The 21,904-nt window shown below is 64.7% G+C and carries 10 protein-coding genes; 4 read left to right on the top strand and 6 right to left on the bottom strand.

All coding sequences use genetic code 11. The features are described from left to right. Nucleotides 1-262: 262 nt before the first annotated feature. Together AC0SZ7_RS16690 and putA are read right to left on the bottom strand one after the other, a co-directional pair. Entirely contained in the window at nt 263-2,065 is a 1,803-nt protein-coding gene (locus AC0SZ7_RS16690; RefSeq protein WP_475505411.1) for an acyl-CoA dehydrogenase, read from the bottom strand. Nucleotides 2,066-2,197: 132 nt separating this feature from the next. After that, complete coding sequence (gene putA, locus AC0SZ7_RS16685) at nt 2,198-6,151, bottom strand: trifunctional transcriptional regulator/proline dehydrogenase/L-glutamate gamma-semialdehyde dehydrogenase (protein ID WP_475505410.1); 3,954 nt, start codon at nt 6,149-6,151, stop codon at nt 2,198-2,200. A gap of 394 nt (nt 6,152-6,545) precedes the next feature. Here putA and putP point away from each other — a divergent pair, with 394 nt between their 5' ends. Then, entirely contained in the window at nt 6,546-8,033 is a 1,488-nt protein-coding gene (gene putP, locus AC0SZ7_RS16680) for a sodium/proline symporter PutP (protein ID WP_475505409.1), read from the top strand. Between the two features lie 73 nt (nt 8,034-8,106). After that, entirely contained in the window at nt 8,107-8,943 is an 837-nt protein-coding gene (locus AC0SZ7_RS16675) for a 23S rRNA (adenine(2030)-N(6))-methyltransferase RlmJ (protein ID WP_475505408.1), read from the top strand. Nucleotides 8,944-9,023: 80 nt separating this feature from the next. Here the strand turns inward: AC0SZ7_RS16675 and msrA are convergent, their stop codons facing one another. The 4 genes from msrA to aceE all read right to left on the bottom strand — a co-directional run bounded on the left by msrA (nt 9,024) and on the right by aceE (nt 17,399). Next, nucleotides 9,024-9,683: a peptide-methionine (S)-S-oxide reductase MsrA gene (gene msrA / locus AC0SZ7_RS16670; RefSeq protein ID WP_475505407.1), complete on the bottom strand. Its 660-nt coding sequence runs from the start codon at nt 9,681-9,683 to the stop codon at nt 9,024-9,026. Between the two features lie 85 nt (nt 9,684-9,768). Further along, complete coding sequence (locus tag AC0SZ7_RS16665; RefSeq protein ID WP_475505406.1) at nt 9,769-12,459, bottom strand: sensor domain-containing phosphodiesterase; 2,691 nt, start codon at nt 12,457-12,459, stop codon at nt 9,769-9,771. A gap of 321 nt (nt 12,460-12,780) precedes the next feature. Next, nucleotides 12,781-14,742, bottom strand: a complete 1,962-nt coding sequence (gene aceF / locus AC0SZ7_RS16660; RefSeq protein WP_475505405.1) for a dihydrolipoyllysine-residue acetyltransferase — start codon at nt 14,740-14,742, stop codon at nt 12,781-12,783. 11 nt (nt 14,743-14,753) lie between these two features. Next, nucleotides 14,754-17,399 (bottom strand): pyruvate dehydrogenase (acetyl-transferring), homodimeric type, encoded by a 2,646-nt coding sequence (aceE, locus tag AC0SZ7_RS16655; RefSeq protein WP_475505404.1) that lies wholly within the window; start codon nt 17,397-17,399, stop codon nt 14,754-14,756. Between the two features lie 380 nt (nt 17,400-17,779). On the opposite strand from aceE, the gene glnE reads away from it, so the two are divergent. Next, nucleotides 17,780-20,719, top strand: a complete 2,940-nt coding sequence (gene glnE / locus AC0SZ7_RS16650) for a bifunctional [glutamate--ammonia ligase]-adenylyl-L-tyrosine phosphorylase/[glutamate--ammonia-ligase] adenylyltransferase (protein ID WP_475505403.1) — start codon at nt 17,780-17,782, stop codon at nt 20,717-20,719. 135 nt (nt 20,720-20,854) lie between these two features. Beyond that, nucleotides 20,855-21,904, top strand: coding sequence for a lipopolysaccharide heptosyltransferase II (waaF, locus tag AC0SZ7_RS16645; RefSeq protein ID WP_475505402.1), 1,050 nt, complete (start codon nt 20,855-20,857; stop codon nt 21,902-21,904).

Here is a 21,904-nt window from a genome sequence, read left to right as displayed (position 1 = left end):
AAAACTGATATGGCGAAACAGCCTGCATCATGCAGGCTGCGTGCCAAGGGATTCTAACCTGTGCAATTGTACCTATGTCAAAAAGGTTCGCATTTCAGCGGCCATGACGCGGCCCCGTGTACCTCGTCGATCGCGTCGCCTGCATCGCGGCCAAGGCCGGCTCCTACCACGGACGGCGTAGGAGCCGACTTTAGTCGCGATGCAGACAACCGAGCACGCGGCCCCGTAGCAGCTGCCGAAGGCTGCGTCATCGATCACGCGGCTAAAACCAGCTGTCGGCCATCCCCAGGCAAGTATCGTCCCGGCTCTGCAGCAAATGCAGGTCGTGATGGCACGCCGGCAGCTCCCACGTCAGGAAATACCGCGCTGCCTGCAACTTGCCCTGATAGAACTCACGGTCTGCAGCGTTGCCTTGGTCTAGCCCTTCCTGCGCGCGAATCGCCTGCTCCAGCCAGCGCCAGCCAATCACCGTATGGCCGAACACTTTCAAGTACAGCGCCGAATTCGCCAGGGTGCCGGTGACCTGCCCCTTGGCCAGGTCGCCCAGAAGCCCCAGGGTTACCCCTTGCAGCGCGGTCAGCATGGTTTCCAGTGGCTGGCGCAGGGCACTCAGCGAAGCATGCGCCTGGGCGCGCTCGCAGGTATTGCTGATCAAACGCATCAGTTGCTTGAGACCGGCGCCGCCGTTCTGCGCCAGTTTGCGGCCCAGCAAATCCAGTGACTGGATGCCATGGGTGCCTTCGTGGATGGGGTTCAGGCGGTTGTCGCGGTAATACTGCTCTACCGGGTACTCGCGGGTGTAGCCGTGACCGCCGAGAATCTGGATGGCCAGTTCGTTGGCCTTCAGGCAGAACTCCGACGGCCAGGATTTGACGATGGGGGTCAGCAGGTCCAGCAGTTCGTGGGCCTGGCGGCGCACCTCTTCGGTCTCCCCGGTCAGGGTGTCATCGAACAGCCGCGCGGCGTACAGGCCCAGGTCGAAGGCGCCTTCCACGTAGGCTTTCTGGGTCAGCAGCATGCGCCGCACGTCGGCGTGGTTGATGATGGCCACCGGCGCGGTGGTCGGGTCCTTGGCATCCGGCAGGCGGCCCTGGGGCCGTTCGCGCGCATAGTCCAGGGAGTACAGGTAGCCGGCGTAGCCCAGCATCACTGCGCCCATGCCGACGCCGATGCGCGCCTCGTTCATCATCTGGAACATGTAGCCCAGGCCCTGGTGCGGCTTACCCACCAGGTAGCCGACGCAGTTGCCGTTATCGCCGAAGTTCAGCGCCGTCGAAGTGGTGCCGCGCCAGCCCATCTTGTGGAACAGCCCGGCCAGCAGCACGTCGTTGCGCGGGCCCAGGCTGCCGTCGTCGTTGACCAGGAACTTGGGCACGATGAACAGCGAAATGCCCTTCACCCCCGGCGGCGCGTCCGGCAGCTTGGCCAACACCAGGTGCACGATGTTCTCGGACAGCGGGTGATCGCCGCCGGAAATGAAGATCTTGTTGCCCTTCAGGCGGTAGCTGCCATCGCCGGCAGGCTCTGCACGGGTACGAATGTCCGACAGCGACGAGCCGGCGTGCGGCTCGGTGAGCGCCATGGTGCCGAAGAAGCGCCCCTCGATCATCGGTTGCAGGAAGCGGCGTTTCTGCTCGTCGCTGCCAAAGCTCTCGATCAGGTTGGCCGCGCCCATGGTCAGGAACGGGTACGAGGTGCTGCCAGCGTTGGCGGCCTGGAAATGCGCGAAGCAGGCTTGCGACAGCAAGGTCGGCAGCTGCATGCCGCCGTCCTCGAACGCGCGCGCGGCGTTGAGGAAGCCGGCCTGCAGGAAGGCATCCACTGCGGGTTTCACTTCCGGAATCAGCACCGCAGCGCCGTTTTCATAGCGCGGTTCGTTCTCGTCGGCCTTGCGGTTGTGCGGCGCGAAGTACTTCTCGGCGATGCTGCGCGCCGTATTGATCGCGGCGTCGAAGGTTTCGCGATTGTGCTCGGCGAAGCGTTCGCGCTGGGTGAGGCTTTCGGCGTCCAGCACTTCGTACAGCTCGAAAGCCAGGTTGCGGGCGCTGAGGAGGGTCTCGGACATGGCGGCATCCTTTTATTTGATGCGCCGAGTGTAGAAGCGGGGCGGGGGCGGGAACAGCAAGATAGATGGTGGTGATGATGGAACGCAGGCGAAAAAAAGGCGCCTGGGTAGGCGCCTTTTTTTGAGTGGCAATCAGCCGATGGTCATCAAACTGGCATTCCCCCCCGCCGCAGCGGTGTTCACGCTCAATGCACGTTCGATCACCAACCGCTCCAGGGCAATGTTGCTCTCGCCATGGGACAGGCCCTGCACACCAACGATGGCGCCGGCACGCTTGGCCACTTGCTGGCACACCGCGCGCAGCTGGTCGGAGTCGCCGTGGTGGATGACGGCGTCGAACGCCACTTCATCCTTGGTCCACTCCGGCACCAGTTGGATGCGCGCTTGCACTTCCTTGGGCAGGCGGGCGCGCAGCGGTTTGGCGATCTCGCCTTCCGGCCACACGGCGGTGCTGCCCACGGCCAGGGCGGCGGCCAGTTGCACCAGCAGGTCGGCTTCCTGGTCGGCCAGGCACAGGACGTGCTCGCGCGGCAGGATGCTGTAGCTGTTGCGCTCGCCGGTAGGGCCGGCCAGTTGGCGGGTGATGCCGCTTTGCGACTGTTGGGCGAACTGGGCGCACAGGGCGGCCAGGTCCGCTTGCTGGTTGCTTTCGGCCCAGGTTTTCAGGGCTTGCAGCGGCTTGCCCAAGGCGTCGCGCAGGCGCACGTCAGGGGCGCTGCCGCTGTCGGCACGCTTGAAGGTGTGCTCGATGGCGTCTTCCGGGCGGGTGGACAGCAGGCGGTACAGGTACAGCGGGCCGCCGGCTTTCGGGCCGGTGCCCGACAGGCCTTCGCCGCCGAACGGCTGCACGCCCACCACGGCGCCGACGATGTTGCGGTTGACGTAGACGTTACCGGCGTTGACGTTGTCGATCACCTTGGCGATGGTTTCGTCGATGCGGGTGTGCACGCCCAGCGTCAGGCCGTAGCCGGAAGCGTTGATCTGCTCGATCAGCTGGTCGAGGTTCTTGCGGCTGTAGCGCACCACGTGCAGCACCGGGCCGAAGATCTCGCGTTGCAATTCGTCGAAGCTTTCCAGCTCGATCAGCGTTGGCATCACGAAGGTGCCGCGCTTCACTTCCTCGCCGTCGGCGATGGCCACCTGGTACACGGCGCGGCCTTTGTCGCGCATGCCCTGGATGTGCTTCTCGATGCCGGCCTTGGCTTCGGCGTCGATTACCGGGCCAATGTCCACGGACAGGCGCTCGGGGTTGCCCAGGCGCGATTCGGCCATGGCACCCTTGAGCATTTCGATCACGCGGTCGGCTGAGTCTTCCTGCAGGCACAGCACGCGCAGTGCCGAGCAGCGCTGGCCGGCGGAGTCGAAGGCCGACGACACCACGTCGATGACCACCTGTTCGGTGAGCGCCGAGGAGTCGACGATCATCGCGTTCTGGCCCCCGGTCTCGGCGATCAGCGGGATAGGCCGGCCCTGGCTGTCCAGGCGCCCGGCGATGTTGCGTTGCAGCAGGCGCGCCACCTCGGTGGAACCGGTGAACATCACGCCTTTCACGCGCTCGTCGCCTACCAGGCGCGCGCCCACGGTTTCACCGCGGCCTGGCAGCAGTTGCACCACGCCCTCGGGAATGCCGGCTTCCAGCAGCAGCCGCACGGCCTGGGCCGCCACCAGCGGGGTCTGTTCGGCCGGCTTGGCCAGTACCGGGTTGCCGGCGGCCAGTGCGGCGGCCACCTGGCCGGTGAAGATCGCCAGCGGGAAGTTCCACGGGCTGATGCACACCACCGGGCCCAGCGGGCGGTGGGCGTCGTTGCTGAAGTCGTTACGGGCCTGCACTGCGTAGTAGCGCAGGAAGTCCACGGCCTCGCGCACTTCGGCGATGGCGTTGGCGAAGGTCTTGCCGGCTTCGCGGGCCAGCAGGCCCATCAGCGGCTGGATCTCGGCTTCCATCAGGTCGGCGGCGCGTTCCAGGATGGCGGCGCGCTCGGCGGGCGGGGTGGCCTGCCAGATCGGGCCGTTGCTCATGGCGCAGAGAATGGCGTTGTCGACGTCGGCAACGGTGGCTTCCTGCACATGGCCGACCACGTCGCGGTGGTCGGAGGGGTTCAGCACGGCCTGGGCCACTTCGGTGCTGGCGTCGCAACCCAGCATGGGCGCGGCTTTCCAGTCGTTGTGGGCGGTGCTCAGCAGTGCGCACGACAGCGAGGCCAGGCGGTGTTCGTTGGCCATGTCGATGCCGGCCGAGTTGGCGCGTTCGCTGCCGTACAGGTCACGCGGCAATGGAATGCGTGGGTGCGGCAGGCCGGCGCTGCCTTCCTGGGTAGCCATGCGTTCGATGTCGCTGACCGGGTCGGACACCAGTTCCTGGATGGAAATGGAGGTGTCGGCAATGCGGTTGACGAACGAGGTGTTGGCGCCGTTTTCCAGCAGGCGGCGCACCAGGTAGGCCAGCAGCGTTTCGTGGGTACCCACGGGTGCGTACACGCGGCACGGACGGTTCAGCTTGCCGTCGGCGACCTTGCCTACAACCTGTTCGTACAGCGGTTCGCCCATGCCGTGCAGGCACTGGAACTCGTATTGGCCGGGGTAATAGTTCTGACCGGCGATGTGGTAGATGGCCGACAGCGTGTGGGCGTTGTGCGTGGCGAACTGCGGGTAGATGACTTCCGGCACCGACAGCAGCTTGCGTGCGCAGGCGATGTAGGAAACGTCGGTGTAAACCTTGCGGGTGTACACCGGGTAGCCTTCCAGGCCTTCCACTTGGGCGCGCTTGATCTCGCTGTCCCAGTAGGCGCCCTTCACCAGGCGGATCATCAGGCGGTGGCGGCTGCGGCGCGCCAGGTCGATGACGTAGTCGATCACGTACGGGCAACGCTTCTGGTAGGCCTGGATAACGAAGCCGATGCCGTTCCAGCCAGTCAGTTGCGGTTCGAAGCACAGGCGCTCGAGCAGGTCCAGGGACAGCTCCAGGCGGTCGGCTTCCTCGGCGTCGATGTTCAGGCCGATGTCATATTGCTTGGCCAGCAGGGTCAGCGACAGCAGGCGTGGGTACAGCTCGTCCATCACGCGCTCGTACTGGGCGCGGCTGTAGCGCGGGTGCAGCGCCGACAGCTTGATGGAGATGCCCGGGCCTTCATAGATGCCACGGCCGTGGGAGGCCTTGCCGATGGAGTGGATGGCCTGCTCGTAGGACGCCAGGTACTTCTGCGCGTCGTGCTCGGTGAGCGCAGCCTCACCCAGCATGTCGTAGGAATAGCGGAAGCCCTTGGCTTCGAACTTGCTGGCGTTGGCCAGCGCTTCGGCGATGGTTTCGCCGGTGACGAACTGCTCGCCCATCAGGCGCATGGCCATGTCGACGCCCTTGCGGATCATCGGCTCGCCGCTCTTGCCGATGATGCGGCTCAGGGACGAAGTCAGGCCGGCCTCGTTGTGGGTCGATACCAGCTTGCCGGTCAGCAGCAGCCCCCAGGTGGCCGCGTTGACGAACAGCGAGGGGCTGTTGCCCAGGTGCGGCTGCCAGTTGCCGTTGCTGATCTTGTCGCGGATCAGAGCGTCGCGGGTGCCCTTGTCGGGAATGCGCAGCAGCGCTTCGGCCAGGCACATCAGGGCCACGCCTTCCTGGGAGCTCAGGGAGAATTCCTGCAGCAGGCCTTGGACGATACCGGCACGGCCGCCGGCGCTCTTCTGGTTGCGCAGTTTTTCGGCGATGCCGGCAGCCAGCTTGTTGGTGGCCTCGGCCATGGCTGCGGGCAGGCGGGCCTGCTCCAGCAGCATGGGCACCACTTCCGGCTCGGGGCGGCGGTAGGCGCCGGTGATGGCCGCACGCAGTACCGATTGCGGCAGGATGCTTTCGGCAAACTCCAGGAAGCACTGGTGGGCGTGGTCGCTGTGCAGGTCGCCGGCGTCGTCGTTGGCCGAGTGTGGCTGGCCGTTGAGTTCAGGCAGGGTGGCGCCACCCTCGAGCTTTTCCAGGTAATTGAAAATCGCCTGCTTGATCAACCAGTGCGGAGTGCGGTCGATGGACTGCGCAGCTGATTTCAGTCGCTCGCGGGTAGGGTCGTCAAGTTTGACCCCCAGGGTGGTCGTCGCCAATTTCTTGTCCTCATCAAGGCCACGTAGGTGTGGCAATAAAGCCGGCGGCAAGATTAGCCGTTGCTCACGGTCGGGTGCAACTAGGTGCAACCCGTATTTGGATGAAAAGTTGCACCTGTCATCGGCTTGCTTTTTTTGTGTGGCAAATCTGCACAACGGCAGTGCGCGGCGCCCCTGGGATGCTCCCAAAGGAAGCAGAACAGCAGCTGTGCCGCCTGGAGCCGGCTGTTGTGTAACAAGGTGCAACTTGCAGGCCATATCGGTTGCGCCCTGTCCGCTGATCGCACCAAAATGCACTTCGGTGGTGCAACCCTTTCCCGGGGCATCGGCCTTCGTGCAAAAAGGTGCAACCCGGTGGTTGCGACACAAAAATAACTAAAAGGAAGTTTCCCCCATGGGTGTGAGCAACCCCACCTTGATCACTTTCGTGATCTACATCGCGGCCATGGTGCTGATCGGCTTCATGGCCTACCGCGCCACCAACAACCTCTCCGACTATATTTTGGGTGGCCGCAGCCTGGGCAGCGTGGTCACCGCGTTGTCGGCCGGGGCCTCGGACATGAGCGGCTGGCTGTTGATGGGCCTGCCCGGTGCCGTGTACCTGTCGGGGCTGTCGGAAAGCTGGATCGCCATTGGCCTGATCGTCGGCGCCTATCTCAACTGGCTGTTCGTGGCCGGCCGCTTGCGGGTGCAGACCGAGCACTGCGGCGACGCACTGACCCTGCCGGACTACTTCGCCAGCCGTTTCGAGGACCGTAGCGGGCTGCTGCGGGTGATCTCGGCGGTGGTGATTTTGATGTTCTTCACCATCTACTGCGCCTCGGGCATCGTCGCTGGCGCGCGGCTGTTCGAAAGCACCTTCGGCATGAGCTATGAAACCGCCTTGTGGGCGGGCGCGGCGGCGACCATCGCCTACACCTTCGTCGGGGGTTTCCTGGCGGTAAGCTGGACCGACACCGTGCAGGCGACGCTGATGATCTTCGCGCTGATCCTCACGCCCATCGTCGTGGTGCTGGCCACCGGCGGGGTGGACACCACTTTTCTGGCCATCGCGGCCCAGGACCCGGCGCATTTCGACATGCTGCGCGGCACCAGCTTCATCGGCATCGTCTCGCTGCTGGGCTGGGGCCTGGGCTATTTCGGCCAGCCGCACATCCTGGCGCGCTTCATGGCGGCGGACTCGGTGAAGTCCATCGCCAAAGCCCGGCGCATCTCCATGGCCTGGATGATCCTGTGCCTGGGTGGCACCGTAGCCGTGGGCTTCTTCGGCATCGCCTATTTCGCGGCGCACCCGGAGGTGGCCGGGCCGGTCAGCGACAACCATGAGCGGGTGTTCATCGAGCTGGCGAAGCTACTGTTCAACCCCTGGGTGGCGGGCGTGCTGCTGTCGGCCATCCTGGCAGCGGTGATGAGCACCCTGAGCTGCCAACTGCTGGTGTGCTCCAGCGCCCTGACCGAGGACTTCTACAAAGCCTTCCTGCGCAAGGCCGCCGGCCAGCGCGAGCTGGTGTGGGTGGGTCGCGGCATGGTGTTGTTGGTGGCGCTGGTGGCGATTGCCATGGCGGCCAACCCGGAAAACCGCGTGCTGGGGCTGGTCAGCTATGCCTGGGCCGGCTTCGGCGCAGCGTTCGGGCCGGTGGTGCTGCTGTCGGTGCTGTGGCGGGGCATGACCCGCAACGGGGCGCTGGCTGGCATTGTTGTCGGTGCGGCGACGGTGGTGCTGTGGAAGCAGTTCAGCCCGCTGCCGCTGTACGAGATCATTCCCGGTTTTGCCTTCGCCAGCCTGGCCATCTGGCTGGTGAGCCTGGCGGGCAAGGCGCCGTCGCTGGCGGTGCGTGACCGTTTCGACGCCTCCAGCGCCGCCTACCACGCCGGCAAATGATCGGATCGCGGCCCTGCAGCCTTGGGTTGCGGGGCCGCGCCGAGGTAAACTCCCCGGCCTTGCAGGAGTTGCCATGAACTATCGTCACGCCTATCACGCCGGCAACCACGCCGACGTCTTCAAACACCTGGTATTGAGCCGCCTGCTTGCGCTGATGTCGCGCAAGGAGCAGCCCTTCGCCTACCTGGACACCCACGCCGGCATTGGTCTGTATGACCTGCGCGGCGACCAGGCCAGCCGCACCGGCGAGTTCCTGGAAGGCATCGCCCGCCTGTGGCAGGCCGATGACCTGCCGGCGCTGACCGCCGACTACATGGGCCTGGTGCGCGACATGAACCCCGATGGCGAGCTGCGATACTACCCGGGTTCGCCCGAGGTGGCCCGCCGCCTGACCCGCCCGCAAGACCGTGTGCAGCTCAACGAGAAGCACCCGGCCGATGGCGTGTTGCTGAAAGAGAACATGAAGGGCGACCGCCGCGTGGCCGTGCACCTGGGCGAGGGTTGGCATGTGCCGCGTGCCTTGCTGCCAGCGCCGGAGAAGCGCGCGGTAATGCTCATCGACCCGCCGTTCGAGCAGTTGGACGAAATGCAGCGCTGCGCCAAGGCGCTGAAGGAAGCGGTAGGGCGCATGCGCCAGACCGTGGCGGCCATCTGGTACCCGGTGAAGGACCAGCGCGCGCTAAAGCGCTTCTACCAGGACCTGGCCGGCAGCGGCGCGCCAAAGCTGTTGCGCGTGGAGCTGCTGGTGCACCCGGTGGACACGCCGCAAAGCCTGAACGGTTCGGGCCTGGCCATCGCCAACCCGCCGTGGGGCCTGGAAGAGGAACTGCGTGAGCTGCTGCCGTGGCTGGCCGAGAAGCTGGGCCAGACCAAGGGCAGCTGGCAGATGGACTGGCTGATCGCCGAGTGATGCGGCGGCGCCTGTGACGCGGCCTTGCGGCCGCTGCTACAGAAAGTCCCGTAGCAGCTGCCGCAGGCGGCGTCAGGCTATCAGCGGTTCAACCAAGGCGGCATGCATACGCCGGTACCGCCCAGGCCGCAGTAGCCCTCGGGGTTCTTGGCCAGGTATTGCTGGTGGTACGCCTCGGCGTAGTAGAAGGTCGGCGCTTCGGCGATTTCAGTGGTGATCTCACCTTCGCCGGCCTTCGTCAGTTCCTCTTGATACGCCGCCTTGCTGGCCTCGGCCGCCGCCAATTGCCCCGGCGTGGTGGCGAAGATCACCGAACGGTACTGGGTGCCGATGTCGCCGCCCTGGCGCATGCCCTGGGTGGGGTTGTGGGATTCCCAGTACGGCTTCAGCAACGCCTCGAAGCTGGTTTGCTTGGGGTCGAACACCACCAGCACCACTTCGCTGTGGCCGGTCAGGCCCGAGCAGGTTTCTTCGTAAGTAGGGTTGGGCGTCATGCCGCCGGCGTAGCCCACGGCGGTGGTGTACACGCCTGGCTGTTGCCACAGCAGGCGCTCGGCGCCCCAGAAGCAGCCCATGCCCAGAATGGCCACTTCCATGCCCTCCGGGAACGGCCCGGTCAGTGGCCGGCCGTTGACGAAGTGCTCGGCAGGTACGCTCATGGCGGTTTCGCGGCCAGGCAGGGCCTGGGCGGCGGTGGGCAAGACGTTTTTGTTCACAAGAATCTCCGAGCGCAGAACCATGTCCCATTCCCCTGAAGGCAGGTGTGGATAACCTGGGTGGTCATCTATTGATAGCCCGGTAGTTTGCCCGAGAGTGGCGCCGATGTCAGGCCATTGGGCCGCGCGGGTAGCGCTTCAGGCGGCGCAGCAGCTCATGGCTGGGGATAGGTCGGTCGAACAGGTAGCCCTGGCCGACGTCGCAGCGGTGGCGTCGCAGGAAGTTCAGCTGCTCGGCAGTCTCGATACCTTCGGCCACTACCTTGAGCTTGAGGTTGTGGGCCATGGCGATCACCGCCGAGGTGATCTCCATGTCGTCCTGGTTGTCGGGGATTTCATGGATGAAGCTGCGGTCGATCTTGAGAATGTCGATCGGGAATTTCTTCAGGTAGCTGAGCGACGAATAGCCGGTGCCGAAGTCGTCCATGGCCAGGGTCAGGCCCAGCGCCTTCAGCTGTTCCAGCTGTTGGTGGGTGTCGTCGGTGGCTTCCAGCAGCAAGCCTTCGGTAAGTTCCAGTTCCAGCAGCGCCGGGTCCAGTTCTTCTTCCTTGAGAATATGGGCGATGGATGCCACCAGGTCCGGGTCGGAGAACTGCTTGGGTGACAGGTTGATGGCCACCTGCAGGCGGCCCATGCCGGCGGCGATCAGGGTGTTGGTCATGCGGCACGCCTGGCGCGCGATCCACTTGCCGATCGGAATGATCAGGCCGGTTTCCTCGGCCACGCTGATGAACTGGTCCGGGCGGATCATGCCCTTTTCCGGGTGGTTCCAGCGCAGCAACGCCTCCATGCCCAGCAGCCGGCCGGTGCGCAGGCACAGCTTGGGTTGGTAGAACACTTCCAGCTCGTTCTGGGTAAGGGCGCGGCGCAGGTTGTTTTCCACGAACAGCTTGTAGCTGGCCTCGGCGTTCAGCGCCTCGGTGAACACCTGCACCTGGTGCTTGCCGTTGGCCTTGGCCTTGTGCAGCGCCAGGCCGGCATTCTTCATCAGGGTTTGCGGGTCGCGGCCGTGCAGTGGCGCGCAGGCCAGGCCCACGGAGCCGGTGACGTTGATCAGCTGGTTGTCGACGAACATCGGCTTGTCGAGGGTCTTGAGCACTTGTGCGGCGGTCTGCTGGCCGGCTTCCAGGTCGGTGTCGTCCAGCAGCACGGCAAATTCGTTGCTGGCGAAACGCGCCAGGCTGCCGCTGGGGCTCAAGCTGTTGCGCAGGCGCCGGGCCAGGCTGATCAGCAGCTTGTCACCGGTCTGGTGGCCGAGGCTGTCGTTGATGCGCTTGAAGTTGTCGATGTCCACCAGCAGCAGGCTGATGGGCGTGTCGCTGTCACGGGCGAAGCGTTCATCCAGGTTGCGGATGAACGCCGGGCGGTTGCCCAGGCTGGTGAGGTTGTCGGTGTAGGCCAGGCGCTCGATGCGCTGCTGGGCCAGCTTGCTCTGGGTGATGTCTTCGTAGATGCCGATGTAATGCGTCAACTCGCGGTTGTCGCCGTACACCTTGGAAATCGACAGCTGGCCCCAGTAGGGTTCCAGGTTCTTGCGGCGGCTCTTGAACTCGCCTTGCCAGCTGTTGCTGTTGGCCAGGCTGCCGGGGGCGTCGAAGAGGATTTCGCTGAGGTTCTCCAGGGCCGGCAACTGCGACAGGCGCTGGCCGTGGACTTCCTCGGTGCTGTACTGGGTAATGGCCGTGAAGCTGGGGTTCACGTACTCCACCACACCGTCGCAATTCACCAGCAGGAAGGCGTTGGCGCTCTGTTCCACGGCGCGCTGGAACAGGTGCAGGGCGCTGGTGGCGGTGCGGCGGTTGTGGTTGTTGATCACCTGGGCGAACTGGTCGGCCAACTCGCCGGCAAAGGCGATTTCGTCGGACTGCCAGGGGCGCGTCTCGCCGGTCTGGTCAAGGCACAGTACGCCTACCACCTGGCCGTCGATGCGAATGCTGGCATCGAGGATCGCATTGATACCCTGGGCCTGCAGGTGGGCGGCCATCTCCAGGGTGCGGGGGTCACTGGCGGTGTCGTTGACGTCCACGGCGCGGCTGGTGTGCAGGGCTTCCAGGTAATTTGGGTACTGGCTGATATCGATGGCGTCTGGGTGGCGGTACTCGCCGCTGGCCGCGTCGTAGGCGGCGATGGGCTCCAGGCGCTGACCTGCCAGGTTCCACAGGCGGGCGCCGGAAATGCCGTAGATCTCGCAGGCGCTGCGGGTAATCAGCTGGCCGGCTTCGAGCAGCGGGTTGTTGGTGCTGTAGCGTTGGCGTGCCAGGCGCAGGATGAGGTCTTGCTGGGCGCGCACGCGCTCCAGGTGCTGCAGTTGCTCTTGCTGGGCGCGCTGGTTCAGCTCCAGGGCAATTTGCAGGCGGTTGTTCTGGGTTTCCAGGTCGCCCTGGCCCGGCAGCAGCTCGCCCAGCAGGTCGTCGACCACCAGCAGGTAGCCGCGCAGCAGCTGCCGGTTGTGCTGCTTGTACGGTTCGCCCACTTCCAGCAGCGCCAGCGGCCCGGCAGAGGTATGCAGGGTATAGCGCACCAGGTAATGGGCGCGGGTGGTGAGCTGCAGCTGGATGGCGTCGTGCAGTTGATAGCGAGCTTCGGGCTCCATGAGGCTGGCGTAGGGCGAGCCAACCAGCGCGCACAGCTCGGCTGCGGGCAGGCCGAATTGGCGCTCGCAGTTGGGGTCCAGGAACAGCAGAGCCCAGTTGGCCTCATTCAGCCGTTCGAAACGCAGCATACCGAGGCGCGAAGGCACCGGTAATTGCGTCACTACCTCGGCCGCCGTACGGCTGGCGGCATCGGGTTGGCTTTTCATGGAGAGCTCGCTTCAAGAGTGCTGGTCGCGCGCGGGCGGGTAAAACCCCCAGGGTCCGGGCGCATATGGCAAGGTTGCATCATGGCGCTCAGGCTGACAAGCAATACAGTGGCTCCGTGCCTGTATCGTTATCGGCAGTGTGATCCGATACTTCAATTCCGGATGAAAATCAGTGTTTGTGGTGGTTTTGTTGGCGTCAGTGACCGGGTGGTTCTGGTTGCGGGCAAAAAAAAGCCCCGCCAATTGGCGGGGTTGAGGTACGAGCGTGGCGCTCGAAAAAAATGGCTGCCGCCTCGCGGGGAGGCGGCAGCGAACAGCGGTTTACAGCAGCATGGTGCGGATGTCGGTCAGCAGGTCGCCCAGGCGCTTGGTGAAGCGCGCAGCCGCGGCGCCGTTGATCACGCGGTGATCGTAGGACAGCGACAGTGGCAGCATCAGCTTGGGTTGGAAGGCCTTGCCGTCCCACACAGGCTGCATGGTGGCCTTGGACACACCCAGGATCGCCACTTCCGGCGCGTTGACGATCGGCGTGAAGCCGGTGCCGCCAATGTGGCCGAGGCTGGAGATGGTGAAGCACGCGCCCTGCATGTCGTCGGCCGAGAGCTTCTTGGTCCGGGCTTTTTCAGCCAGGGCCGCAGCTTCGGCAGCCAGTTGCAGCAGGCTCTTCTGGTCGACGTTCTTGATGACCGGTACCAGCAGGCCTTCAGGGGTGTCTACCGCGAAGCCGATGTTGACGTACTTCTTGCGGATGATGGCCTTGCCGCTCGGGGCCAGGGACGCGTTGAAGTCCGGCAGCTCCTTGAGCAGGTGGGCGCACGCTTTCAGCAGCAGCGGCAGCACGGTCAGCTTCACGCCAGCCTTCTCGGCCACGGCTTTCTGCGCGACGCGGAAAGCTTCCAGCTCGGTGATGTCAGCCTGGTCGAACTGGGTGACGTGCGGCACGTTCAGCCAGCTGCGGTGCAGGTTGGTGGCACCGGCCTGCATCAGGCGGGTCATCGGCACTTCTTCGATTTCACCGAAGCGGCTGAAGTCCACGACCGGGATCGGCGGGATGCCAGCGCCGCCGGTAGCGCCTGCTGCAGCAGCAGGGGCTTCCTTGGCCTTGGTCATGATCGACTTCACGTAAGCCTGAACGTCTTCCTTCAGGATACGGCCGTGTGGGCCAGTAGCGCTGACGGCGCTCAGCTCGACGCCGAACTCGCGGGCCAATTGGCGAACCGCCGGGCCTGCGTGAACCTTGGCGCCCGACGCCGCAGCCGGTGCGGCAGCAGCAGGGGCTGGCGCGGCCGGGGCCTTGGCAGCAGCAGGCGCTGCGGCCGGGGCAGCAGCGGCAGGTGCGGCAGCCTGGGCCGGGGCGGCAGCGGGGGCTGCGCCTGCGACTTTCAGCTTGAGGATCAGGTCGCCGGTGCCGACTTCGTCGTCCAGCTTGACGCTGATGCTCTCGACCACGCCGGCAGCTGGAGACGGGATCTCCATGCTGGCCTTGTCCGATTCCAGGGTGATCAGCGATTGGTCGACTTCGACGCTGTCGCCAACCTTGACCGACAGCTCGATGATCTTGGCCTTGCCCGACGAGCCGATGTCCGGCACGTGGATGTCCTGCACGCTAGGCGCGGCAGCAGCGGCCGGCGCCGGGGCGGCGGCTGGTGCTGGAGCGGCAGCAGCAGGTGCGGCTGCCTGGGCCGGTGCTGCGGCTGGGGCAGCGCCCGCAACCTTCAGCACCAGGATCAGGTCGCCGGTACCCACTTCGTCGTTCAGCTTGACGCTGATGCTTTCCACCACGCCGGCTTCCGGCGACGGGATTTCCATGCTGGCCTTGTCGGATTCCAGGGTGATCAGCGACTGATCAGCCTCGACGGTGTCGCCGACCTTGACCGAGATCTCGATGATCTGGGCCTTGCCCGACGAACCGATGTCCGGCACGTGCACGTTCTTGCTGGCGGCAGCAGCGGCCGGGGCCGGTGCTGCAGCTGGCGCAGGGGCTGCGGCTTGTGGCGCAGCAGCCGGGGCGGCAGCGGCAGGTGCAGCCGCCGCGGGTGCTGCGGCAGCACCCTCGACTTCCAGCTCCAGCACGTCGTCGCCTTCTTTCAGGCGGTCGCCCAGCTTGACCTTGATGGCCTTGACCACGCCGGCCTTGGGAGCAGGGATTTCCATGCTCGCCTTGTCCGACTCCAGGGTCAGCAGGCTCTGGTCGGCTTCAATGCGGTCGCCGACCTTCACCAGCAATTCAATTACTTCACCCTCACCGCTGCCGATGTCAGGTACGCGAATGATCTCGCTCACGAAAATTCTCCTCAGCAGTCCAGTGGGTTGCGTTTCTCGGGGTCGATACCGAACTTCACGATGGCCTCGGCCACCACTTTAGGTTCGATGTCGCCACGATCAGCCAAGGCTTCCAGGGCAGCCAGCACGACGAAGTGGCGGTCGACTTCGAAGAAGTGACGCAGCTTCTTGCGGCTGTCGCTGCGACCGAAGCCATCGGTACCCAGGACTTTGAATTCCTTGGAAGGAACCCACTGACGGATCTGCTCGGCGAACAACTTCATGTAGTCGGTGGAAGCGATGACCGGGCCTTTACGGCCAGTCAGGCACTCTTCAACGTAGGTGGCGCGAGGCTTCTGGCCTGGGTGCAGGCGGTTGAAGCGCTCGGCGGCCAGGCCGTCGCGACGCAGTTCGTTGAAGCTGGTGACGCTCCATACATCGGCGCCGACGTTGAACTGCTCGCGCAGGATCTTCGCCGCCTCGCGGACTTCGCGCAGGATGGTGCCCGAACCCAGCAGTTGCACGTGGTGGGCCGCTTCCTTCTTGTCTTCCTCAAGCAGGTACATGCCCTTGACGATGCCTTCCTCGACACCGGCCGGCATGGCTGGCTGCTGGTAGGACTCGTTCATCACGGTGATGTAGTAGAAGACGTCCTGTTGCTCTTCGGTCATCTTCTTCATGCCGTCCTGGATGATCACCGCCAGCTCGTAGCCGTAGGTAGGATCATAGGTGCGGCAGTTCGGGATGGTGCCGGCCAGGATGTGGCTGTGACCGTCTTCGTGCTGCAGGCCTTCACCGTTCAGGGTGGTACGGCCGGCGGTGCCGCCGATCAGGAAGCCACGGGTGCGGCTGTCGCCAGCGGCCCAGGCCAGGTCGCCGATACGCTGGAAGCCGAACATCGAGTAGAAGATGTAGAACGGCAGCATTGGCTGGTTGTGGCTGGAGTACGAGGTACCGGCAGCGATGAACGAGCTCATGGCGCCCGCCTCGTTGATGCCTTCTTCAAGGATCTGACCTTTCTGGTCTTCCTTGTAGAACATCACCTGGTCTTTATCGACTGGCTCGTACAGCTGGCCAACGGAGGAGTAGATACCCAGCTGGCGGAACATGCCTTCCATACCGAAGGTACGGGCTTCGTCCGGGATGATCGGCACGATGCGCGGGCCAATTTCCTTGTCCTTGACCAACTGCGCCAGGATGCGCACGAAAGCCATGGTGGTGGAGATTTCGCGGTCGCCCGAGCCGTCCAGGATAGCCTTCAGGGTTTCCAGCGGCGGGGTAGGCACGCTGAAGCTGTTGGCGCGGCGCTGTGGCACGAAGCCGCCCAGTGCGTTGCGGCGGTCGGCCAGGTAACGGGCCTCGGCGCTGTTTGGCTCTGGCTTGAAGAACGGCAGGTTTTCCAGTTCTTCATCCTTGACCGGGATGTCGAAGCGGTCACGGAACAGCTTCAGGCTGTCGACGTCGACCTTCTTGGTGTTGTGCGCAGTGTTCTTCGCTTCGCCCGCACCGGTACCGTAACCCTTGATGGTCTTGGCCAGGATGACGGTAGGTTGTTCCTTGTGGTTGACCGCTTCGTGGTACGCCGCGTAGACCTTGTACGGGTCGTGGCCGCCACGGTTGAGTTTCCAGATCTCGTCGTCGGACAGGTCTGCAACCATTGCCTTGAGTTCAGGCGTGTTGAAGAAGTGTTCACGCACGAAGGCGCCGTCTTTGGCCTTGTAGTTCTGGTACTCGCCGTCGATGACTTCGTCCATGCGGCGTTGCAGGATACCGTCGACGTCCTTGGCCAGCAGTGGGTCCCAGAAACGGCCCCAGATGACTTTGGTGACGTTCCACTGGGCGCCGCGGAACACGCCTTCCAGTTCCTGGATGATCTTGCCGTTGCCGCGAACCGGGCCGTCGAGGCGCTGCAGGTTGCAGTTGATGACGAAGATCAGGTTGTCCAGCTTCTCGCGGCCGGCCAGGGAGATGGCGCCCAGGGATTCCGGCTCGTCGCACTCGCCGTCGCCCAGGAAGCACCATACTTTCTGCTTGCCTGGCTGGATGAAGCCGCGGTGCTCCAGGTACTTCATGAAGCGTGCCTGGTAGATCGCCTGGATCGGGCCCAGGCCCATGGATACAGTCGGGAACTGCCAGAAGTCAGGCATCAGCCAAGGGTGCGGGTAGGACGACAGGCCCTGACCGTCCACTTCCTGGCGGAAGTTGTTCATCTGGTCTTCGGTGATGCGGCCTTCCATGAACGCGCGGGCGTAGACGCCTGGCGAGGTGTGGCCCTGGAAGTAGATCAGGTCGCCGCCGTGCTCGTCGGTCGGGGCCTGGAAGAAGTAGTTGAAGCCGATGTCATACAGGGTCGCACTGGAAGCGAAGCTGGAGATGTGACCGCCCAGGTCCGAATCCTTGAGGTTCGTGCGCATAACCATCGCCATGGCGTTCCAGCGCACCAACGAGCGAATGCGGCGTTCCATGAACAGGTCGCCAGGCATGCGTGCTTCGTGGGTGACAGGAATGGTGTTGCGGTACGGCGTGGTGATTGCGTAGGGGAGTTGCGAACCACTGCGGGTGGCCAACTCGCCCATGCGAGTCATCAGGTAGTGAGCGCGGTCTTCGCCTTCTTTGTCGAGAACCGACTCCAGGGCGTCCAGCCATTCCTGGGTTTCGACGGGATCGAGGTCTTGCATGGCTTGCTCCAGGGCGGAAAGGCTTCCAGAATCGAAGCCTGAGTTTGCGACGGCCTTGTGGGCAGACGATATAGATTCTTGGATTACCGGGGGTTGTGCCGGCGTCGTGTAGTTTTACTACAAATCGTTCGTCATTTCATGCGTTGACATTGCGACCATCGTAGTAAAACTACAGGCAGAGGGCTTTTGGCCACCTGTCCTGTTGTGAGAAAAATCGTTAACGTGGGTTAAAAACAAGTCCTCGAAAGGTTGAGTGCGATGCTTTCTGCCAGGAAATACGAATTTTCAGCTATTTCTAACTTTTGTACGACAGTCCAACCGGCGCGAATCAAACGCCCGGTGCCGTGCAACCCCCTTCGCACGCCGATCAAGGATAGACCATGAGCCTGCCAACACCGGTGCAATTGCCGGCCATTTTGACGCCACTTGTTGCGCGCAACCGCCAGACCTTCGAAGCCGCCGTGGCCACTACCGAACGTGCCGGTGAGCTGGCCAATTGGCCCGCGCACACGTGGCAGGCCTTCGACCTGGTGTGCGCTGCCAGCGACTTCGTGATTCAGCAGGCCAGCGCCATGCCTGCGCTGCTGCTGGACCTGGTGGCCAGCGGTGAGCTTGCGCGCAGCTTCGCCGCCGGCGAATTGCGTGGCCAGATCGCCGCGGCCGTGGCCACCGCCAGCACTGACGATGAGCTGGGCCGCCAACTGCGCCGCCAGCGGGCGCGCCAGCAAGTGCGCATCATCTGGCGCGACCTGACGCGCCAGGCCGACCTGGTGCAAACCTGCCGCGACCTGTCCGACATGGCCGACGCTGCAATAGATGAAGCATATAAATGGTTGTATAGACGTCACTGCGACCAGTTCGGCATTCCCAAGGGCCGGCGCAGCGGTGAAGTGCAGCACATGGTCATCCTGGGCATGGGCAAGCTGGGGGCAGTGGAGCTGAACCTGTCTTCGGACATCGACCTGATTTTCGCCTACCCCGAAGGCGGCGAGACCGAGGGCGTGAAGCGCCCGCTGGACAACCAGGAGTTCTTCATCCGCCTGGGCCAGCGGCTGATCAAGGCGCTGGACCCGGTGACCGTCGACGGTTTCGTGTTCCGCGTCGACATGCGCCTGCGCCCCTACGGGTCGGCGGGCGCGCTGGTGCTGAGCTTCAATGCCCTGGAGCAGTACTACCAGGACCAGGGCCGCGACTGGGAACGCTACGCCATGATCAAGGCGCGGGTGGTGGCCGGCGACCAGCAGGCCGGCGCGCAGTTGCTGGATATGCTGCGGCCGTTCGTGTACCGCCGCTACCTGGACTTCTCCGCCATCGAGGCGCTGCGCACCATGAAGCAGCTGATCCAGCAGGAGGTGCGGCGCAAGGGCATGGCCGAGAACATCAAGCTGGGCGCCGGTGGCATCCGCGAGGTGGAGTTCATCGCCCAGGCGTTCCAGCTGATCCACGGCGGCCGCGACCTCAGCCTGCAACAGCGGCCGTTGCTCAAGGTGCTGGCCACCCTGGAAGGCCAGGGCTACCTGCCGCCTGCGGTAGTCGCCGAATTGCGCGAGGGCTATGAGTTCCTGCGCTACACCGAGCACGCCATCCAGGCCATCGCCGACCGCCAGACGCAGATGCTGCCCGATGGCGAGACCGACCAGGCGCGCATCGCCTTCATGCTTGGCTTCGCCGACTGGAAAGCCTTCCACGAACGCCTGATGCACTGGCGCGGCCGCATCGACTGGCACTTCCGCCAGGTCATCGCCGACCCCGATGAAGATGAGGGCGACGAAGGCGAGGTGGTAGTGGGCGGCGAATGGCTGCCGCTGTGGGAAGACGTGCAGGACGAAGAAGCCGCCTGCCGGCAGTTGCAGGGCGCCGGTTTCAGCGACGCCAGCAAAGCCCTGCGGCAGCTGGCCGGCCTGCGTGCCAGCCCGCAACTGCGCGCCATGCAGCGCATTGGCCGCGAGCGCCTGGACGCGTTCATTCCGCGCCTGTTGGCCCAGGCCGTGGAGCATGCCAACCCCGACCTGGTGCTGGAACGTGTGTTGCCGCTGGTGGAAGCCGTGGCCCGGCGTTCCGCCTACCTGGTGCTGCTGACCGAAAACCCCGGCGCACTGCGCCGCCTGCTGACCCTGTGCGCCGCCAGCCCGTGGATCGCCGAGCAGATCGCCCGCTACCCGCTGCTGCTGGACGAACTGCTGAACGAAGGCCGCTTGTTCAACCCGCCGCTGGCACCGGAGCTGGCCGCCGAGCTGCGCGAGCGCCTGACGCGCATTCCCGAGGATGACCTGGAGCAGCAGATGGAAGCGCTGCGCCACTTCAAACTGGCCCACAGCCTGCGCGTGGCGGCCTCGGAAATTGCCGGCAGCCTGCCGCTGATGAAAGTCAGCGACTACCTGACCTGGCTGGCCGAGGCCATTCTTGAACAAGTCTTCATGTTGGCCTGGCGCCAGACCGTGGCGCGCCATGGCATGCCGCAACGGGCTGACGGCAGCCCCTGCGACCCGGGCTTCATCATCGTCGGCTATGGCAAGGTCGGTGGCATCGAACTGGGCCACGGTTCCGACCTGGACCTGGTGTTCATCCACGACGGCGACCCTACCGCCGAGACCGATGGCGCCAAGCCCATCGACGGCGCGCAGTTCTTCACCCGCCTGGGGCAGCGCATCATTCACCTGCTGACCACGCAGACCAACTCCGGCCAGCTGTACGAGGTGGACATGCGCCTGCGGCCCTCTGGCGCCGCGGGTTTGCTGGTCAGTTCGCTGAACGCCTTCGGCCGCTACCAGGAGAACGAAGCCTGGACCTGGGAGCACCAGGCGCTGGTGCGCGCACGCGTGCTGGTGGGCTGCAAGCAGGTGGGCGCAGCGTTCGAACGCGTGCGCGCGCAGGTGCTGGGCCGCGAGCGCGACCTGCCCAAGCTGCGCGCCGAGGTCAGCGAGATGCGCGCCAAGATGCGCGACAACCTGGGCAGCAAGGCCACTGCCGCCGGCACCGGGGCGAACGCCTTCGACGCCGGCGCCCCGTTCGATATCAAGCAGGACGCCGGTGGTATCGTCGATATTGAATTTATGGTGCAATACGCGGCCCTGGCGTGGTCCAGGGATTATCCGGCGTTGCTGAAATACACCGATAATATCCGCATTCTGGAAGGGCTCGAACAGGCCGGGCTGATACCGGCCACCGACGCGAGCCTGTTGCGCGAGGCCTACAAGGCCTATCGCTCGGCCGCTCACCGCCAGGCCCTGCAGAAGCAGGCCGGGGTGATCGGCGGCGATCAGTTTGTCGCCCAGCGTAGGGAAGTGCTGCGCATTTGGGCCGAAATGGGCTTGAGTTGATGTAGCAGGGCTGGGAGGCCTGGAAGGCCTGAAAGGGGCGCAGGCGGTCAATCTGCGCCTGACCAAAAGACAAGACGGGGAGGCCAGGCTGTACACCAACGGCCTGCTGCCTCCTCGGTCGTTTCTGGAAAAAGCATGAAAATTCTGATCATTGGACCCAGCTGGGTCGGCGACATGGTGATGGCGCAGACACTGTTCCAGTGCCTCAAGGTGCGCCACCCCGACTGTGTGATCGATGTGCTGGCGCCCGAGTGGAGCCGGCCGATCCTTGAGCGCATGCCCGAAGTACGCCAGGCCTTGAGCTTCCCGCTCGGCCACGGCGCGCTGGAGCTGGCCACGCGGCGCACCATCGGCAAATCGCTGAAGGGCCAGTACGACCAGGCGATTTTGCTGCCCAACTCGCTGAAGTCGGCGCTGGTGCCGTTCTTTGCCGGCATCCCGAAACGCACCGGCTGGCGCGGCGAACTGCGCTACGGCCTGCTCAATGACGTGCGGCGCCTGGACAAGGCCCGGTACCCATTGATGATCGAACGCTTCATGGCACTGGCTTTCGAGCCCGGCGCCGAGCTGCCCAAGCCGTACCCGCGCCCCGCCTTGCGCATCGACCCGGCCAGCCGCGACGCAGCCCTGGCCAAGTTCGGCCTGGCGCTGGACCGGCCGGTGCTGGTGCTGTGCCCGGGCGCCGAGTTCGGCGAGGCCAAGCGCTGGCCGTCCGAGCACTACGCCAAGGTCGCCGAAATCAAGATCCGCGAAGGCTGGCAGGTGTGGCTGTTCGGCTCCAAAAAAGACCACCCGGTGGGCGAGCAGATCCGTGGCCGCCTGATACCGGGCCTGCGCGAAGAGTCGGTGAACCTCAGCGGCGAGACCTCACTGGCCGAGGCCATCGACCTGATGAGCTGCGCCGACGCCGTGGTGTCCAACGACTCGGGCCTGATGCACGTGGCCGCGGCGCTGAACCGCCCGCTGGTGGCGGTGTACGGCTCCACCTCGCCGGGCTTCACGCCACCGTTGGCCGACCAGGTGGAAGTGGTGCGCCTGGGCCTGGACTGCAGCCCCTGCTTTGACCGCACCTGCCGCTTCGGCCACTACAACTGCCTGCGCCTGCTGGAGCCGCAGCGGGTATCCGATGCCCTGCAGAAGCTGGACGGGCCGGCCACGGTCGAACTGACGGTCGGGGTCGATTAA

The sequence above is a fragment of the Pseudomonas sp. JC1203 genome, assembly GCF_056175065.1.
This window is presented reverse-complemented; position numbering and strand designations above follow the sequence as displayed.

Bases quoted from the DNA above. Each gene is read 5' to 3' on its own strand.
- AC0SZ7_RS16690 (WP_475505411.1), bottom strand. From the start codon at position 2,065: ATGTCCGAGACCCTCCTCAGCGCCCGCAACCTGGCTTTCGAGCTGTAC.
- glnE (WP_475505403.1), top strand. From the start codon at position 17,780: ATGAGCCTGCCAACACCGGTGCAATTGCCGGCCATTTTGACGCCACTT.
- AC0SZ7_RS16675 (WP_475505408.1), top strand. From the start codon at position 8,107: ATGAACTATCGTCACGCCTATCACGCCGGCAACCACGCCGACGTCTTC.
- aceE (WP_475505404.1), bottom strand. From the start codon at position 17,399: ATGCAAGACCTCGATCCCGTCGAAACCCAGGAATGGCTGGACGCCCTG.
- putP (WP_475505409.1), top strand. From the start codon at position 6,546: ATGGGTGTGAGCAACCCCACCTTGATCACTTTCGTGATCTACATCGCG.
- waaF (WP_475505402.1), top strand. From the start codon at position 20,855: ATGAAAATTCTGATCATTGGACCCAGCTGGGTCGGCGACATGGTGATG.
- AC0SZ7_RS16665 (WP_475505406.1), bottom strand. From the start codon at position 12,459: ATGAAAAGCCAACCCGATGCCGCCAGCCGTACGGCGGCCGAGGTAGTG.
- msrA (WP_475505407.1), bottom strand. From the start codon at position 9,683: ATGGTTCTGCGCTCGGAGATTCTTGTGAACAAAAACGTCTTGCCCACC.